15 protein-coding genes are annotated in these 15,123 nt (G+C 62.2%); 3 read left to right on the forward strand and 12 right to left on the reverse strand.

Annotated elements, in window-relative coordinates:
- Positions 1 to 2 precede the first annotated feature (2 nt).
- The 3 genes from RAZWK3B_RS18040 (at position 3) to RAZWK3B_RS18050 (ending at position 1,544) form a co-directional block, all read left to right on the forward strand.
- On the forward strand, positions 3 to 326 hold the full coding sequence (locus RAZWK3B_RS18040; RefSeq protein ID WP_007817693.1) for a PepSY domain-containing protein: 324 nt from the start codon (positions 3 to 5) through the stop codon (positions 324 to 326).
- On the forward strand, positions 277 to 984 hold the full coding sequence (locus RAZWK3B_RS18045) for a cytochrome b/b6 domain-containing protein (RefSeq protein ID WP_232279564.1): 708 nt from the start codon (positions 277 to 279) through the stop codon (positions 982 to 984). Before RAZWK3B_RS18040 ends, RAZWK3B_RS18045 begins: the two co-directional genes overlap by 50 nt.
- Positions 985 to 1,154: 170 nt before the next feature.
- On the forward strand, positions 1,155 to 1,544 hold the full coding sequence (locus RAZWK3B_RS18050) for a PepSY domain-containing protein (protein WP_007817697.1): 390 nt from the start codon (positions 1,155 to 1,157) through the stop codon (positions 1,542 to 1,544).
- A 576-nt stretch (positions 1,545 to 2,120) separates the two neighbouring features.
- Here RAZWK3B_RS18050 and RAZWK3B_RS18060 read toward each other — a convergent pair.
- The 12 genes from RAZWK3B_RS18060 to RAZWK3B_RS18115 form a co-directional block, all read right to left on the reverse strand.
- Complete coding sequence (locus tag RAZWK3B_RS18060; RefSeq protein ID WP_007817700.1) at positions 2,121 to 3,113, reverse strand: NAD(P)H-quinone oxidoreductase; 993 nt, start codon at positions 3,111 to 3,113, stop codon at positions 2,121 to 2,123.
- Positions 3,114 to 3,120: 7 nt separating this feature from the next.
- Positions 3,121 to 4,470 carry a hypothetical protein gene (locus RAZWK3B_RS18065; protein ID WP_007817701.1) on the reverse strand — a complete coding sequence of 450 codons (1,350 nt, stop codon included), beginning with the start codon at positions 4,468 to 4,470 and terminating at the stop codon, positions 3,121 to 3,123.
- Between the two features lie 10 nt (positions 4,471 to 4,480).
- On the reverse strand, positions 4,481 to 5,296 hold the full coding sequence (locus RAZWK3B_RS18070; RefSeq protein ID WP_007817702.1) for an SDR family NAD(P)-dependent oxidoreductase: 816 nt from the start codon (positions 5,294 to 5,296) through the stop codon (positions 4,481 to 4,483).
- Complete coding sequence (locus RAZWK3B_RS18075; protein WP_007817705.1) at positions 5,293 to 6,798, reverse strand: tripartite tricarboxylate transporter permease; 1,506 nt, start codon at positions 6,796 to 6,798, stop codon at positions 5,293 to 5,295. The genes RAZWK3B_RS18070 and RAZWK3B_RS18075 overlap by 4 nt, the downstream gene beginning before the upstream one ends.
- 3 nt (positions 6,799 to 6,801) lie before the next feature.
- Entirely contained in the window at positions 6,802 to 7,326 is a 525-nt protein-coding gene (locus tag RAZWK3B_RS18080; RefSeq protein WP_007817707.1) for a tripartite tricarboxylate transporter TctB family protein, read from the reverse strand.
- Positions 7,327 to 7,395: 69 nt separating this feature from the next.
- Entirely contained in the window at positions 7,396 to 8,379 is a 984-nt protein-coding gene (locus RAZWK3B_RS18085) for a Bug family tripartite tricarboxylate transporter substrate binding protein (protein ID WP_037296250.1), read from the reverse strand.
- A gap of 51 nt (positions 8,380 to 8,430) precedes the next feature.
- Positions 8,431 to 9,144, reverse strand: coding sequence for an SDR family NAD(P)-dependent oxidoreductase (locus tag RAZWK3B_RS18090; RefSeq protein WP_007817709.1), 714 nt, complete (start codon positions 9,142 to 9,144; stop codon positions 8,431 to 8,433).
- A 4-nt stretch (positions 9,145 to 9,148) separates the two neighbouring features.
- Positions 9,149 to 9,913, reverse strand: coding sequence for a citryl-CoA lyase (locus tag RAZWK3B_RS18095; RefSeq protein WP_007817710.1), 765 nt, complete (start codon positions 9,911 to 9,913; stop codon positions 9,149 to 9,151).
- Between the two features lie 2 nt (positions 9,914 to 9,915).
- Complete coding sequence (locus RAZWK3B_RS18100; protein WP_007817711.1) at positions 9,916 to 11,439, reverse strand: class I adenylate-forming enzyme family protein; 1,524 nt, start codon at positions 11,437 to 11,439, stop codon at positions 9,916 to 9,918.
- A gap of 12 nt (positions 11,440 to 11,451) precedes the next feature.
- A complete protein-coding gene (locus RAZWK3B_RS18105) occupies positions 11,452 to 12,237 on the reverse strand; it encodes an IclR family transcriptional regulator (RefSeq protein WP_007817712.1) in 786 nt (261 codons plus the stop codon).
- Positions 12,238 to 12,531: 294 nt separating this feature from the next.
- Complete coding sequence (locus tag RAZWK3B_RS18110; protein WP_007817713.1) at positions 12,532 to 14,145, reverse strand: GMC family oxidoreductase; 1,614 nt, start codon at positions 14,143 to 14,145, stop codon at positions 12,532 to 12,534.
- 73 nt (positions 14,146 to 14,218) lie between these two features.
- Positions 14,219 to 15,123 (reverse strand): TRAP transporter large permease subunit (locus tag RAZWK3B_RS18115; RefSeq protein ID WP_007817714.1); only part of this gene is annotated, 905 nt, incomplete at its 5' end.

Raw genomic sequence — 15,123 nt, forward strand, 5'->3', positions numbered from 1 at the left:
CCATGAAGAAGACATTGACAATTCTTGGTTTTATCGCGGTTCTCCCGGCTGGCGCCGCATTGGCGGACGATGATTGCTATGCGCCGATGGCGGATTGGCAACCGCGCGAGACGGTCGCTCGGCTCGCTGCCGAGAATGGCTGGACGGTGCGTCGCATCAAGATCGACGATGGTTGCTACGAGATCGACGGCAGGGATGCCGCCGGACGGCGCATCGAGGTGACGCTCCATCCCGAGACGCTCCAGATCATCGAGTTCGAATACGAAGACGACTATGATGACGATGACGATGACCGCCGCAACCGCAAAGGTCATGACGATGACTGATGCAATCGATCACGACGTCCGGCATATCGATACGGGCGCGCCCGGCAGGGTCCGGGTCTGGGACGCGGTCATCAGGACGTTTCACTGGGCTCTTGTCGCGACCGTCGCGCTGGCTTGGGCGAGCGCGGAAGAGCTTTCGAGGATACACGAGCTGTCCGGCTACGCGGTTGCAGGACTTGTCGCGATCCGGCTGGTATGGGGGCTTCTGGGAAGCCGCTATGCGCGCTTTTCTCAATTTGTCAGGCCCCCCCGGGCGACTCTTGCCTATCTGCGCGACATGTTGCGTGGGCAGGAACGGCGCTATCTGGGACATAATCCGGCGGGCGCGGTCATGGTGCTGTCTTTGCTTGCAACGCTCTCCTGCGTCGCCGGCACAGGATGGCTCATGGATGCGCCCGATCGCTTGGCAATGGTGCCGTCCATTTTGGCTCCCGCATGGACGGACGAGGTCGGTGCCCATCGCGAATACGGTGAGCATGCCGAGTCCATGAGAGAGACACTCGAAGACGCGCATGAGGTCTTCGCCAACATGTTGCTCTTGCTGGTCGCGCTGCATGTGGGCGGTGTGATGCTGGCGTCGGCCCGCCATCGCGAGAACCTTGCTGGCGCGATGGTCACCGGAGACAAGCGCGCGCCCGTTGTGGACGATATCACCTGACATAAAAGCCTCAAGAGCAACCGGCCAGCTGGCCCCGCTGTCCCCGGCGGGGCCTTTTCTTCTGGCCGGCGCTTCCTGACAGCGAGCTGACGTGGAAAACGTCGGGCCGTCAGGAAACCCTCAGATACCGGCGCCAAATTGGTCTCAGCAGCAACAAAGGAGATACTGCCATGAAAAAGACACTGATCGCCCTGACCCTTTTCGCCACCTTGCCAGCGGGTGCCGTGCTTGCGGATGACGATGATTGTTTCGTGCCCCGTGATCAATGGCAGCCGCAAGAGACCGCGATGCAACTGGCCCGGCAAAACGGCTGGACAGTGCGTGAGTTCAAGATCGACGATGCCTGCTACAAGATCGAGGGACGCGACGCCAATGGTCGCCCAATCGAGGTGAAACTCGACCCCGGCACACTCCAGGTGGTCGAATTCGAGTATGAGGATTACGATGATCGCCGCGGCTCGCTCAACCTCGCACCTGGCAATTCCGTCGCGCCCTCCGTGTCGCCGCAGCGAAATGGTCCTCTGGAACCGGATGACAGTTCCCTGCGCCAGGACAACTGACTACCTTCCCGGCCTTGCCTGGGCAGGGCCGGCGATGGCTTCCACGCTGCGACTGACAGGTCCCCTGACAGTACGCATGCGGCTGATGCCGGCAAAAGACAGGGGCGTCGCTACCTCACGGAGACGGTGGCGGCGCCCCTTTGTCTTGTCGTGCCGTAACCAGACGACAGGATCGCCTGCCCTGGCCCAAGCTCGGCCAGCGGCAGCAATGCGTCTCTCCGCTCTGCTATGGGCGATCCGTGATCATCCTGCCGGGCTAGCCCTATGGCGAGCAAACCGCGCAATGATGCCGCCGCCTCGCTCTTTCCGGCCCCCATTTTCATCGTTCCCCAAATACTCACATGGGATATCCCGTGGCGCTGCCGAGCCGCACCGGGCAGACGCATGCAGGCCCGACAAGACGCGATTCCAGAAAATGCCTATACCCGCCATCGCGCTGATCCGACTGGCGCCCGAACAAGATTGAGCATCCTTAATGCCGGGGCAGGTGGGTTTTGATCCGACGCCAAAGACACCGATAGTCCCACGGTCACATCATGCCGGACCTGAGGGGTTTGCGCCCTCGGCCCCCAAGCCCTAATCCACGGACAAGACGATTTTTCCCACATGCCCGCCCGCTTCCAGCTCGGCATGGGCGTCGCAGGCCCGGTCAAGCGGGTGGACCGAATGGATCACCGGCTTGACTGTGCCATTTTCCAGAAGCGGCCAGACCTTGCGCTGCAGATCTGCGGCGATCAGACCCTTTTCTTGCGGCGTTTGCGGGCGCAGGGTGCTGCCGCACAGGCTCTGGCGCTTGCGGATCATGCCTTCGATATTCACCTCTGCCTTCCCGCCGCCCAGAAAGGCGATGATGACGAGCCGCCCCGCAACGGCCAGTGATGCAAGATTGCGCTCCAGATACTCGGCGCAGATCATGTCAAGAATGACATCGACGCCGCGCCCTTCGGTCTGGCGCAGGATCTCTTCCTCGAAACGCTCCGTTTTGTAGTTGATCGCCTCGGTGGCGCCCAGATCCCGGCACGCCTGACATTTCTCACCCGTACCCGCGGTGGCATAGACCGTCGCACCGAAGGCGCGGGCCAGCTGGATCGCGGTGGTGCCGATGCCGCTTGCGCCGCCATGGATCAGGACAGTATCCCCTTCGGCCAGCCGCCCGATCCGGAAGAGGTTCGTCCAGACGGTGAAGAAGGTTTCGGGGATGGCTGCGGCCTCAATCGCCGTCAGGCCCGCAGGCCAGGGCAGAACCTGCTCTTCGGGCGCCACGCAATATTCGGCATATCCGCCGCCAGCCACCAAGGCGCAGACCTTGTCGCCATGCGAAAACCGCCTGACGCCTGCGCCGCAGGACACGATCTCGCCTGCGACTTCCAGCCCGAGCACCTCGGTGATGCCGGGAGGCGGCGGATATCCGCCCTGGCGCTGACGCAGATCAGGGCGGTTGACCCCTGCCGCTGCGACCCGGATCAGCACCTCGCCCGGGGCGGGTTCGGGAACGGCGATCCCGCGCGGCTGAAGAACCTCGGGGCCGCCGGGGCTTATGGCGAAGATGGCTTGCATCATGTGGTTCATGGAGGATCTACCTTTGCAATGAAATGAATGCGGCAATGGCGCAGAAAAGCCCGGTCGCCAGAAGCGCCAGGCAGGTGAGTTTGATGTTGCCCGACCGCACGAGCGGTCCTGCCTCGAGCCCCATCACCCGACTGGTGATCAGAACATTCGCGGTGAAGGGCGAAGAGGCGGCGGTAATGCCCCATCCGATGATCGCGGCCAGCGCCAGCCAGATCAGCGCGGCTTCTGGAACAAGCGGGTGCAGCACGCCCAGCAGGATACTGGCCGAAACGATCGGGTTTATCGCCCAAAGACCTCCGATGACCATCCCGACTGGTACCAGAGCGATGAGCGCGGGGATCACGATATCCGGCGGGGCGGACAAGGCGCCGTCGAATGTGGCGATTGCCTTGGCGATGGTGGCGCCCAGAAAACCGGCTCCCGACACAATCACGATCTCATTGACACCCGTTTCGACCGTGACAGCCAGCTCCTCGTGCAATCCCGGCGCGCTGCCCGCCCATGTTTGCAAAGCCCACCAGGACAAAGAAAAACCCAGAACGGCGACAAGCACGGACTCGGGCATCGAAAGACCGGCCAACTGATTGAGGCCGAACGCGACTGTGACCAGCAGCGCAACCCTCAGCACGACCCGCGCCAGCACCTTCTGCTCGTGAAGCGGGGGCAGGGCACGCGCGAGATCCGTTTGTGCCGGCGCGCTCTTCGACAGAAGATAACCGGCGGTTACGTACATCAGGCCGGCGGCGATGCCGAAGGGCAGGATCTGAAAATAATCGACCTCCGGCAGGATCGACAAGGTGATGATCGTCGACAGCGCGAGCGGTGACCACATCGGCATCGCCGCGAACCCGCGCAGCATGGCCAGAGTCAGGTCTTCGATCGCGTTCTGACGCGCAAGCGTTTCCCTGCTTTGGGCCAGCAGCGTCGCCATCAGGCTGGCGGCCCCGAAATTGAGAAAGATCGCGAAAATATGCGTGCCGAAGGTCACGAAAAGATACCGTGCCCCGCGCGGTCTACTCGCGACCACCGTGGCAGCGCTTCGGATATCGGGCGCCCGCGAGGCGGCGCGGCTCAGCATGCCGAGCGCGATCAGGAAGGCGCCCAGGAATGTCACGCGCGACATGGCGTCCGAGGCGTCAAGCCAGCCGGTGATCCAGACCAAGAAGAACAACACGGTCACGATGCTTCCGATGATCCTTGCGGGTCGGTTGAGACGGCGGTGGTTCAAAACGGCAAGGGCGATCAACGCGCATGCCACGGGACTCTCGGGAACGGGATGCATGATCGACACGGCTCCTGCGCCCAGCAGAAAAAATGCCAGTAAGGTGTTGAGCCTTGCCTTCAAGGGAAGTGCCATGGCGGGCCTGTCAGCCATCCACGGCCTGGCGGATGCTCGCCGAAAGGCCTCCATCGACGACCAATTCGGTCCCCGTGATATAGCCTGCCCGATCCGAGGCCAGAAAAACCGCCGCCTCGGCGATATCCCATGCGCTGCCCATCCGGCCAATTGGACATTGCCGGGCGCGCGCCTCGCGCATCTGGGCTTCGGTCTTGTCACCGTAGCTTTTCGCCAGGGTGATACCAATCCGCGGCGTGTCGATCAGACCGGCGATGATCGCATTGACGCGGATGCCCTCCGGGGCCAGCTCAACGGCGAGGGCACGGGCGAACTGGTTGGCACCAGCTTTGGTGGCGGAATAGGCAAGATGCGGATAACCCACATGCCGGATCGACGCGATCGACGATGTGACGGTGATGACACCGCGCCCCTGAGCGCGCATCATCGGCAGCGCGGCCTGGGCCGCCACATGCAGCGAGGTCAGGTTGGCGTCGCTGATGCGCCGCCAGTCCGCAGGGCTGGTATTCTGGGAGGGGCCGCTTTTGCCAAGCCCTACATTGCAATGCAGGATATCAAGCCGTCCATGGCGCTCTTCGATATCGCCAATCAGGTCCGTGACGCTGGAATCCTTCAGCACGTCGACCGTGCGGGCTTCGGCCTTGCCGCCCTCGTCATGGATCAGTCGCACCGTGTCGGCTGCGGATGCCGGATCGGCATCCGCCGCGATGACGTGCGCGCCCGCCCGCGCCATGCATATGGCGATCGCCCGACCGATACCGATGCCTTCGGCAATCGATCCCGCACCGATCACAAGCGCGATCCGGTTTGCAAGCTCCTGGCTCATGACGTACCCGAGGCGCGTATCGCGTCCCGTTTGGCGCGTGTCGCACGCAACTCGCGCCGGATGCCCACGAAGAGCGAGAACACCGTTATAGCGATGAAGATCCAGCAGATCGGGCTGCGGAAGAAGATCAGGATATCCTCGGAGATCAGGAACGACCGGCGCAGGTTATCCTCGAAGAGCGGGCCGAGGATGAAGCCCATCAGGAACGGGGCGGCCGCCATGTTGATCTTCATCATGATGAAGCCCAGGACGCCAAAGGCCAGCATCACACCCACATCGAACATCTGGCTTTGAACCGCATAGCTGCCGAAGACGCAGAACATCAGCACGATCGGCAGCAGGATATGGCGCGGAATGTCCGCGATACGCGCGAAATAGCGGATCGCAAGCTTGCCCGAGCCAAGAAGCACGATGGAACTGAGCATGATCCCGATGAAGATCGCGTAGATGATCGTGATATTGTCCTGGAACATCAACGGTCCCGGGGTCAGGCCCTGCAGCATGAAGGCGCCAAGGATCACCGCCGTGACGACATCGCCCGGAATACCAAGCGCGAGAAGCGGTATGAGCGTCGCTCCCGCCACGCCGTTATTGCCCGCCTCCGAGGCAGCAACGCCTTCGACATTGCCCTTGCCGAAGGTTTCGGGCGATTTGGCCGTCCGGCGCGCCTCGCCATAGGACAGGAAGGCCGCAGCAGTGGCACCGGCGCCGGGGATGGTGCCGATGATGACACCGATGAAACTGCCGCGGACGATGGACAGCAGGCTGCCCTTGAATTCCGCAAGCGTCACGCGGCTCCGATCCGCGGCCTTGACCGTGAAGGGAGCGACCTTGCGCACATAGAAGTCGATCACTTCGGGCAAGGCGAACAGACCGATGAGCAGGGGGATATAGCTCACGCCACCCATCAAATTGAAATTGCCATAGGTGAAGCGTTGCGTGCCATAGACCAGATCCAGCCCGATGGTCGAGGTCAGCAGGCCCAGAAGTCCCGAGATCAAACCCTTGGTCAGTGACGACCCCGAGATCGAGATCACAACCGTCAGAGAGAAGCAGATCAGCCAGAAATATTCCGGTGGCCCGAAGGCCAGCGCCAGACCCGCGATCAGGCTGGCAAAGAAGATCAGCGACAGGTTGGACAGGAAATCCGCGATGCAGGACGCATATAGCGCCATGTTGAGCGCCTTGCCCGCCTGTCCCTTCTGGGCCAGCGGGTAGCCATCCAGCACGGTACAGGCGGCCGCCGGCGTACCCGGGGCGCGGATCAGGATTGCCGTGATCGACCCGCCGAACACACCGCCCTTGTAGACCCCGACAAGCAACAGGATGCCGGTGACGGGATCGAGATTGAAGGTGAAGGGCAGCGCCAGGGCCACGGCCATTGTGGCCGTCAGGCCTGGGATCGCGCCCACGACAACGCCAAGACAGACCCCGGCGGTGATCGCCAGGATATTGCCAAGGGTGAAGAAAAGTTCGAAACCGGTCGCGATGTTTTCAAACATGGATCACATCCAGTCTTCGAAAAAGCCGAGCGGCATCGGGACCTGCGCGACTTGGGTGAAAAACAGATAGACCAGCAGCGGCACGCTGATCCCGACACCAATCAGGATGACGGGCCTGCGTTCGCCGCCCATGGCAAGAAGCGCTATGGTCACCACCATGGAGGTCACCAGCATCCCCAATTGATCGGGCAGCAGCAAATAGACCAGAAGCAGAGCGACGAGCATCAGAACGCGGCTCTTCCACTTGGGGTGTGCGTCGAGCGCGCCCGCTTCCTCCTCGGCGGGGATATGCGGGGCAAAGATGGCTTCGAGCAGGTGGATCAACGCGAAGATGCCGATGGCAGCCGTCAGAAGATAAGGCAGGAAAGCAGGCGAAAGCGGCAGATGTTTGACCGAAGCCGGGGTCACGACGCCGCCCGGAATGACGAAAAGTCCGAACAGAATCGAGGCCGCAAGCGTCAGGGCCGCGAACAGGATTTCGCGGCGCCGCCCCTTGCGGGCCTTGGTTTGAGTGATGGTCTCGCTCATGGCTGCTCCTCCCATGCCGCCCGGTTTCGGCGGCGGCCCTTGCGGACCGCCACCGAAGATGTCGTGGATTTACTCGACCGTGACGCCGGCCTCGTCGACGACGGTTTTCCAGCTTGCCAATTCGCTTGCGATGAACGCGCTGAACTCTTCGGGGCTGCCGCCCTCGATATCGGCGCCGCGCGTATCGGCGAAATTGACAAAGGCTTCGCTTGCGATGACCTGGTCCAGCGCCCCGGACAGGGTGGCGATCACTGCCGCATCCGTCCCCGACGGTGCCAGCAGACCGAACCACGAGCGTGCCGCGAACCCGTCGAGTTCAGGGATATCAAGCTCGTCCAGCGTGGGGACGCCGTCGAGTTTCGACGACCGTTCCGGCGTGGTCACGGCCAAAGCGCGCAACGCACCCGACTCGATATGCGGCATGGCCGAGGGCAGGTTGTCGAACATCACGTCCACGTCACCGGCCAGCAATGCGGGAACGGCCTCGCCGCTGCCACGGAACGGAACATGGGTCATGTTCGCACCTGTGCGGGACTTGAACATTTCACCCGACAGGTGGATCGAGCTGCCCACACCGGACGATCCGAAGGTCTTACCCTCCGCCTTGGCCGCTTCTAGGAATTCACCGGCGGTCTTGAACGGGCTGTCCTTGTTGACGACCATCACGTTGGGAATGGACATCAGCAGCTTGATCGGTGCGAAATCCGCGACCGGATCATATTGCAGGTTCTTGTAGACCGCAGGCGCGATCCCGTGCGACGACACCTGACCCATGAACAGCGTGTATCCATCGGGACGGGCATTCGCCGCTTGCGTGGTGCCAAGCGTTGCCCCCGCGCCGGGACGGTTCTCGACCGTCACGGTTTCATCCAGAACCTTGCTCAGACCGTCCGCCACCTGGCGTGCCAGAATGTCGGTTGCGCCACCGGCGCTGTAGGGAACGATGATGGTGACACGCTTGGTGGGATAGTCCTGCGCCATGGCCGAGGTGCCGAAGGCCAGCATCGACGCGGCTCCAAGAGCGCCGACGATCGTTCTTCTGGAAATTTTCATCTTCTTCTCCTCCATTGGGTGTAGATGTCTTTCTGGGTGTTCGGATGATGTTCATGCAGATCCGATCGTCATGCCTCCGCAGACGAAAAGAACCTGCCCCGTTACGAATCCCGATCTCTCCGAACAGAAGAACGACACGGCATCCGCCACGTCTTCGGGTGTTCCGGTGCGTTTGACCGGCACGGAGGCGATTATCTTCTCCGTGCGCGGATCCCCTGGCGGGTTGACCTTGTTGAAAAGCTCCGTCGCAATCGGGCCAGGGCCGATGGCATTCACGGTGATCCCGTGCTGTCCCAGCTCAAGGGCCCAAGTCTTGGTCATGCCATGCAGGCCCGCCTTCGTCGCCGAATAGGCCGTGCGCAGCTCCTTGCCCAGGGCAACGCGGCTCGAGATGTTCACCACGCGGCCCGATTGGGCCTCCATCATCGATGGCAAGGCGGCTTGCAGGCACACGAGCGGCGCGCGCAGGTTGACCGCAGCCACCCGATCGATCGAGAACGGATCGGTCGAGATCACATCCGCAGGCTCCACGATGCCGGCATTGTTGACCAGCCGTGTGACCGGTCGGCCCTTGCAGAATGCGCCAAGTGCCGCCTGTGTCGCCTCGACATCCGACAGATCAAGCTCGATCACCTCGTCGGCGCTGTCATGCTCGGGCGGGATGCGGTCCACCACGGCGACCCGCAGACCATCCGCCTTCAGCCTTTTGGCAACAGCCGCCCCGATGCCTCTGGCGCCCCCTGTGACGATTGCGAAATCCTCCATCGGGTCAGTCTTCGAACGGAATGGCTTTGTCGATCGTTTCCCAGATGAAACGACCGGACGGTTTGCGCTGTTCCTCGGCGATATGGGCGACCAGACCGGCCGCGCGCGAGATAACCGCAAAGCCGCGCATCAGCTCGACCGGGATATCCATGTCTCCCAGCAGGGCCGCCGTGGCACCTGTCGCGTTGATGGTGATGTGGCGCTGGAATTCGGCATCCACTGCCGCCGACAACGTGCGCAGCGCCTTCAGATGGCGTGGGTTTGGGCATTCCGCCTCGCCGATCTCCAACAGTTTGAGCGCGCGCGGATCATCGGGCTTGTGCAGATGGTGGCCAAAGCCGGGCAGATGCGCCTTTCGCGCGCGATGTTCGCGCACGATTTCGGCAGCGCGCTTGGCCTGCGTCTCCGGCTCAAGATCGACCAGCTCGGCCAGCAGGCGGGCATTGTTCTCGATCGTGCCGACAAACTGGCTGCCGACAGCCAGAAGGCCGGCTGCAACCGCACCCTGCAGGTTCTCGGGCGCGGACATATAGATCGACCTTGTGGCGATGGCGCTGGGCGTCAGGCCGTGCTCCATCATGGTGATGAGGATCGCGTTCATGATGCGCATCTGGCTTGGCGTCACGTCACGGCCCAGAATGTGCTGCATCATCACGGTGACGAAATCGCTGTCCTTCGCGAGCAGTTCATCGACAAGATTGCGGTCCCGATAAAAGATCTCGGTATCGTTATACCGGCAAAGGGATGTTGTCGGTGCGGTTTTGGACATGGTTAGCCTTCCTTGAGTGTTTCGGCATTTTGCGCCAGATGCTCTTCTGCGAGTTGCATCTTCTGGAGTTTGCCGATCGCATTGCGCGGCAAGGCTTCCAGGAAGCGAATGGATTTGGGGGTCTGCACCGGGCCAAGCCGCTCCCGGATGAAGGCGATGATATCCTCTGCGCTTGCGGCCTTGGCGTCGCGGACCTGCACGGCGGCATGGACGGCCTCGCCCCATTTTTCGTCCGGCACGCCATAAACGGCGCAATCGATGATTTCGGGATGCTCGCCCATCACCGTCTCGACATCGGCGGGATAGACGTTGAAGCCGCCTGTGATGATCATCTCTTTGGCGCGCCCCCGGATGAACACGTAGCCATCCTCGTCCTTCAGACCCAGATCGCCGGTATGCAGCCAGCCATCCACGAGGGTTCGCGCGGTGACATCCGGCTGGTTCCAGTAGCCGGTCATCAACAAGTCGCCGCGAATGACGATCTCACCGGTTTCGCCCGCGGGCAGGATCTTGCCCTGCGTGTCCATGATCTCGACCTGGCTTAGGAACGTCTCTCGTCCGACCGACGCGCGCTTGGCCGGGTCAAGCAGCTCTTGCGCCGAGATCATGGTCGCGATCTGTGGCGCCTCGGTCTGACCATAAGTCGAGGCAAGACAGGGGCCGAAAATCTTCTGCGCGCGCTCGATCGCATCGGGCCGCATCGGGCCTGCCCCGTAGATCAGGTTTTTCAGATGGGCGTAATCCGAAGCGCCCACAGCGTCGAGTTCCATCAGCATATAGAGAACGGTCGGCGGAACGAAGGTAGTGGTGATCCCGGCATTCTGCAGGAATTGCAGGGTTTCCTCGGGCCGGGGCCGATCCAGTAGAACAAGGGTGCCGCCCGTGGCGAGGGTCGGAAGGATATAGGTGGAGGTTCCATGCGTGATCGGTGCCGCCGCCAGATAGCGCTGCCCTACGCCAAGCGACCAGGCCGAAACCTGGATCGCGATATTCGTGTTCCATGCGCGGTAGGGCTGCATCACGCCCTTGGGAAGGCCGGTTGTGCCGCCCGTAAACTTGATCGCCTGCGTGGCCGATAGCGGCATGTCCGCGATTGCGGGTGTCTGCCCGTCGTGATCCTTCCTAAGCTGGGTCGTGGTGTCCGGACCGCCTTCTGGGTCGCAGATAAGAAACCGCGTGTCCGCGCCATCGAGTTTGCCGACCGTATCAGGCTGCGCGATGACGATCGAGGCCTGGGTGAATTCGATGGCGCGCACCAGCTCGGTCTTGGCGTTCATCGGCTGAAGCGGAACCCAGACCTTGCCCGCCGCCAGAACGGCAAGCCAGCTCACCAGGTGGTCGATCGAGTTGTAGCAGCAGATCCCGACCCTGGAGCCGAACTCCGGATCAAGCGTCTGCAGACCCACGGCCAGCGCCTGAACGCGGTCGTGAAGCGCCTTGTAGCTCTGGGTCCGGTCGCCATGCTCGACAGCGATATGATCCGGCCAAAGCCGAACCGCGCGATCAAAGAAATGGATTGGATACATTCTTGTTGTGCCTCACGTCTTGAGGCCCACGCGGTTCAGCGCGTGGGTCATTACGTCTACGATTTCCTTGCGGCGTACCGATCCAAGGCGCGATTTCAGGGCCGATACGGACAACCCGGCCTTCAAGCGGCCCGAACGGTCGAACACCGCCACCGCGATGGCGCTGACATCGGGGATAATGATCGAGTTGTTCACGAGATACCGGTGCTCACGCCAATGGCGGACCATGCGGCGCACTTCGGCGACGGTCAGATCTCCATAGCGGCCATAGACCTCGCTGTTGGAGGCAATCAGGTGATCGCAGGCATCATCCGGCAGGGCAGCGAGGATTGCCGCACTTCCCGCGCCCACGCCAAGCGGACGCCTTGAGCCCACCTTGAGGGTATTGGCACTCAGCGGATACGAGCCGGTGGCCGTGTCGATGCACAAAGCCTCATCCCCGAAGGGCACCGTCACATAGGCGGTTTCCCCGGTGATGGCGGCTGTTTCGGCCAGCGCGGGCCGCAGTTCCATGCGAACATCGTCGAATTGCCGGGGCGAACCCGACGCGCCGGCCAGATCGAATAGCCCGATGCCGAGCGTGTATATTTTCGAATAGGGGTCAAAACTCAACAGCCCGCCATCCACCAGCCCTTGCAGAAGCCTGCGCGCTGTCGCGGTCGTGAGGTTGGCCTTGCGTGCCACCGTCGACAGGGTGACGCCCGTGGCATTTCGCTCGGCAACAATGGGCAGCAGACGTATCGCCTTGGCCAGCGATGTTTCCACGCGTCGGTCGGTAATGTCGTTCGCGTCGGACACCGGCTACCCCTCCAGTTCAAGCCCGCCTGATACGGCATGTGCGGGCAAACCTCGGGGAGGCGGGTGTTGAAGTCCAGTCAAAAATTATCAATTAGTGATAAAAGTTTATCATATAATGATAAATATATTACCAAGTATCTAAAATAAACAAATATATTCATGTACTGAATTCCGTTTACTTCTCTCGGCACTTGTCACTGTCCGTCGGAGTGGCCTTTGGCCAAGCCGGTCATGCAGATCATCTTGAATTCTTGTTTGAACGGTATGGCGCGGGCCGGTTCGGCCCGTGCCGGATCAGGCGTGATCCTGCAGGATCATGTCGCTGGCCTTCTCTCCGATCATGATCGCCGGCGCATTGGTGTTTCCCGACACGATGCGTGGCATGATAGCGCAATCGGCAACCCGTAGCCCGTCGATGCCGCGCACCCGTAGCCGGGGATCGACCACCGCTGCGTCATCCACACCCATGCGGCAGGTGCCTGTCGGATGATAGATCGTGGTCGAGTTGCGCCGGATCCAGTCCAGCGTGCCCGCGTCATCCTCGGCGGTGCCGGGGGCGGGGTTGTGACTGGTCGCGATTTTTTCGGTAAGCGGGCTGTGGCTGGCGATGCTGCGCGCGATATTGACCCCGTCGATCATCGTGCGCCTGTCGGTTTCGGTCGCCAGGTAATTCGGCTTGATCGCGGGATGCATCTCGGGATCGGCACTGCGCAGGCGGATCTCCCCGGTGCTTTCGGGGCGCAGTTGGCACACCGACATCGTGAAGGCCGAGAACGGATGAACCCCCTCGCCGGGGCTGTCGGCGGACCAGGGTTGAATGTGGAACTGGATGTCCGGCGTTTCCAGATCGGGCCGGGTGCGCAGAAACCCGAAGGCCAGACTGGCCGCCATCGCCATTGGCCCGCTGCGCCGCGTGGCATATTCCAGCGCGATCAGCCCTTTGCGAAAGAGCGACCGCACCTCGTCATTCAGGGTCGGTTCCTTGCAGCGATAGACCAATCGTGCCTGCAGATGATCCTGCAGGTTGCGGCCCACTTGGTCGCGCTCCAGATGCACCTTGATCCCAAGCGACTCGAGATGCGCGCCATCGCCGATCCCTGACAGCATCAGGATCTGCGGTGATCCGATCGCGCCCGCCGACAGGATGACCTCACGCCGCGCCCGCATCTCGGACCGCGTGCCGCGCGCATCCCTCAGCCGCACGCCATAGGCGTGCCCTCCATCAATCAGCACGGCCTCGGTCAGGGTGCGCGTGAGGATGGTCAGGTTGGATCGGGCCTTCACGTCGCGCGTCAGGAACGCAGCCGCCGCCGAGCAGCGCCGCCCGTTTCTGGCGGTCAGTTGGAAATATCCCACCCCCTCCTGCGCGCCATCGTTGCAATCCGGGTTGAAAGGGTAGCCGGCTGTCTGCGCGGCCTCGATCCAGGCATCGCAAATGGGGCGCGACATCCGAATGTCGCTGACCGCCAATGGCCCGCCCGTGCCATGTGCAGGACCGTCCCCGCGCTCCTGATCCTGCGAGCGTTTGAACAGCGGCAGCACATCGTCCCAGCCCCAGCCCGTATTCCCCGCCTGCGCCCAGCCGTCATAATCCTGCGGTTGCCCCCGGACATACAACAATCCGTTCAGCGATGATGAGCCGCCCAGCACCTTGCCTCGTGGCCAAGCCAGCGCTCGCCCGGCCAGCCCGTCGTCCTGTTCGGTGTGATAACACCAGTCGACCGCCGGGTTATGCATGGTCTTGAAATATCCCACCGGGATATGAATCCAGGGGTTGGTGTCGGGGCCACCAGCTTCGACCAGCAGCACGCGATTGCCGGGATCGGCGCTCAGCCGGTTCGCCAGTACGCAGCCCGCGGATCCGGCACCGATCACGATGTAATCATATTCCGTCCCTCTGGCTGTCATGCTCCGTCGGCCCCGGTCCTGTGGTATGGCCACGGCCGCCCGTAAGGGGCGGCCGCGCCGGCAGTTTCAGCGATCATGCCGCCGCCTCGGGCGCCTTTTTCTGTCGCGTCACGAAGGCATAGGCACACATCGGCAAGAACAGGGCGGCTTGTGCCAGGAAGAAAATGTTTCCCTGATCCGTCATTCCAAGGAAGCCGGCAAAGGCTGCCAGACCGATGGTCCAGCGTTCCCATCCCCTCAGGTTCCGGAACACGTGGCCATAGCACGCGATCGACACCGTCAGCTGGATCAGCAGCACCTCCAGCAGAGGGGGCACCACAGCCCATGTCAGGTTCGGAAAGGTCATCAATTCGGGCGAGAAGACGAAGGCGAACGGAATGATGAAGGTGGTCAGCGCGATCTTCATCGATTCCCCGGCGGTCTTCAGGAAAGACGCATCCGCCAGTTTCGCCGCCGCCAGCACACTCACCGCTATTGGTGGCGTCAGGGTCGAGAACACTGCGAAGTAGAACACGAAGAAATGCGCTTGAAGCGGCGGCACGCCGATTTGCTGCATGAACGGCACCAGCGCCAGCGCCACGATCAGATAGGCCACCGGGGTCGGCAGACCCATGCCAAGCACCAGCGACACGCACATCGCGCCCAACAGCAGTAGAAGCTGGCTGTCCGGCAGATACTGCACCAGAACCGCGCCAAGACGGCCCGACAGATTCGTTGTCAGCATGACCTGACCCAAAGGCCCGACCGCGATCAACAGCAGCGACAGGATGGCGACCAGATAGAAGCCTTCTTCCATCGCACTGTAGAGCCGCGTCCATTTCGGGCGGTATTTGCCTTGGAACATTGCAAGCCCGAGCGCGATGATGATGCCCCAAAGCCCCGCAATCGCCGGTGAGCGATAGCCAAGCAGCAGCCACAGCACCACACCGAACGAGATGACGAAGGTCGGCAACAGCCGGACGATCATCTCGCGGTCGA

It is taken from the genome of Roseobacter sp. AzwK-3b (assembly GCF_000170875.1).
Lineage (GTDB): Bacteria > Pseudomonadota > Alphaproteobacteria > Rhodobacterales > Rhodobacteraceae > Roseovarius > Roseovarius litoreus.